Origin of the sequence: Streptomyces sp. NPDC020362 (genome assembly GCF_040642095.1) — a bacterium.
Classification (GTDB): domain Bacteria; phylum Actinomycetota; class Actinomycetes; order Streptomycetales; family Streptomycetaceae; genus Streptomyces.
This window is the reverse complement of the sequence record NZ_JBFAET010000427.1, coordinates 1-2557: the sequence shown is the minus strand read 5'-3', so window position 1 is coordinate 2557 and position 2557 is coordinate 1. Positions and strand designations below refer to the sequence as shown.

The window sequence follows — 2557 nt, the reverse complement described above, 5'->3', positions numbered from 1 at the left end:
CGCCCGGCCTCAACCGCACCCCCTCCAGCCCCGAACGCCCGCTTTCCAGCCGACCGAGTCGGGTGGGCGGGTGGGCAGATCGGCACGTACCGTCGAATGCATGACCCATATCGACGCGGGCGCCGAGCTGGACCCCGTGCATCCGGTCGCGCTGCCGGGCACGCCCTCGGCCGGTCTGAGCGGCGCCCAGGTCGCGGAGCGCATCGCGCGTGGGCAGGTCAACGACGTGCCGGTGCGCAGCAGCCGCTCCCTGGGCGAGATCGTCCGCGCGAACGTCTTCACCCGGTTCAACGCGATCATCGGCGTCCTGTGGCTGATCATGCTGTTCGTCGCGCCGATCCAGGACAGCCTCTTCGGCTTCGTGATCCTCGCCAACACCGGCATCGGCATCGTGCAGGAGTGGCGCGCGAAGCAGACCCTCGACTCGCTCGCCGTGATCGGCGAGTCCCGGCCGACCGTCCGCCGTGACGGCAACGCGACCGAGGTGGCCACGAACGAGATCGTCCTGGACGACCTCATAGAGATAGGCCCCGGCGACAAGATCGCCGTGGACGGGGTGTGCGCGGAGGCCGACGGCCTGGAGATCGACGAGTCGCTGCTCACCGGCGAGGCCGACCCCGTCGTCAAGCACCCCGGCGACCCGGTGATGTCCGGCAGCTTCGTGGTCGCGGGCGGCGGTGCGTTCCAGGCGACCAAGGTGGGCCGTGAGGCGTACGCCGCCCAGCTCGCCGAGGAGGCCTCCCGCTTCACGCTCGTCCACTCCGAGCTGCGCAGTGGCATCTCCACGATCCTCAAGTACGTGACGTGGATGATGGTCCCGGCCGCGATCGGCCTGGTCGTCACCCAGCTCGTCGTCAAGAACAACGACCTGAAGGACGCGGTCGCCCGCACGGTCGGCGGCATCGTGCCGATGGTCCCCGAGGGGCTGGTGCTCCTCACCTCCGTCGCCTTCGCGATCGGCGTCATCCGGCTGGGCCGCCAGCAGTGCCTGGTGCAGGAGCTGCCGGCCATCGAGGGACTCGCCCGCGTCGACACCGTCTGTCTGGACAAGACCGGCACGCTGACCGAGGGCGGCATGGACGTCACCGACCTCAGGATGCTGGACGGGGCCGACGACACGTACGTGCGCAAGGTGCTCGGCTCCCTCGGTGAGTCCGATCCGCGGCCCAACGCCTCCCTCCAGGCGATCATCGACTCCTACCCGGACAGCGAGGAGTGGCGCTGCATCGAGTCGCTGCCGTTCTCCTCCGCCCGCAAGTACAGCGGCGCCGCCTTCAGCGAGGGCGACGGCGAGGCCAGCACCTGGCTGCTGGGCGCCCCCGACGTGCTCCTCGGCGCCGACGATCCGGCACTGGCCGAAACCGAGCGCCTCAACGAACAGGGGCTGCGGGTTCTGCTCCTCGCGCGCGCCACCCGCGACCTGGACGACCCCGAACCGGCCCGCGGCGCCCGCCCCACCGCGCTGGTGGTGCTGGAGCAGCGGCTGCGGCCCGACGCCGCCGACACCCTGCGCTACTTCACCGAGCAGAAAGTGCGCGCCAAGGTCATTTCCGGCGACAACGCGGTGTCCGTGGGCGCGGTCGCCGCCAAGCTGGGCCTGTCCGGTACGACGGTGGACGCACGCCGGCTGCCCGCCGACCGGCAGGGCATGGCGGACGCGCTGGACGAGGGGACCGTGTTCGGGCGGGTCACCCCGCAGCAGAAACGGGACATGGTCGGCGCGCTGCAGTCCAGCGGGCACACGGTCGCGATGACCGGCGACGGCGTGAACGACGTCCTCGCCCTCAAGGACGCCGACATCGGTGTCTCGATGGGCTCGGGCTCGGAGGCGACCCGTGCGGTCGCGCAGATCGTCCTGCTGAACAACAGCTTCGCCACGCTGCCCTCGGTGGTCGCCGAGGGCCGCCGGGTCATCGGCAACATCACGCGGGTGGCCACGCTGTTCCTGGTCAAGACGGTCTACTCGGTGCTGCTGGCGCTCCTGGTGGTGTGCTGGCAGGTCGAATACCCGTTCCTGCCACGCCACTTGACCCTGCTGTCCACCCTGACGATCGGTGTCCCGGCCTTCTTCCTGGCCCTGGCGCCCAACAGGGAGCGGGCCCGGCCGCACTTCGTGCGCACGGTGATGCGCTACGCGATCCCGGGCGGGGTGGTGGCCGGAGTGGCGACCTTCGTGACGTATCTGGTCGCCCGGCACTACTACACGGGGCCGGGCTCCCTGGACGCGGAGACCAGTGCGGCGACCCTGACCCTGTTCCTGATCTCCATGTGGGTCCTGGCGATCATCGCCCGCCCCTACACCTGGTGGCGCGTCCTGCTGGTGGCCTCGATGGGCGTGGCGTTCGTGTTCGTTCTCGCCGTACCGGCCCTGCAGAGCTTCTTCGCGCTGAAGCTGGTGGGCATGGCGATGCCGTGGACGGCGGTCGCCGTCGCGGTGGTGGCGGCGGTCGCCCTGGAGTTCCTCTGGAGATGGGTCGATCGCCGCTTCCCGGTGTGAGGACATGAGGAAGGGCGGAGGACCGACCGCGCGGTCCGCACAGCAGACGGCCGCGCCACC

General features: G+C 70.6%; 1 protein-coding gene. It reads left to right on the top strand.

Annotated features, from left to right (window positions below):
* Nucleotides 1-100: 100 nt before the first annotated feature.
* Nucleotides 101-2497 carry an HAD-IC family P-type ATPase gene (locus AB0H32_RS47810; RefSeq protein ID WP_361135873.1) on the top strand — a complete coding sequence of 799 codons (2397 nt, stop codon included), beginning with the start codon at nucleotides 101-103 and terminating at the stop codon, nucleotides 2495-2497.
* The last annotated feature ends 60 nt before the right edge of the window (nucleotides 2498-2557 follow it).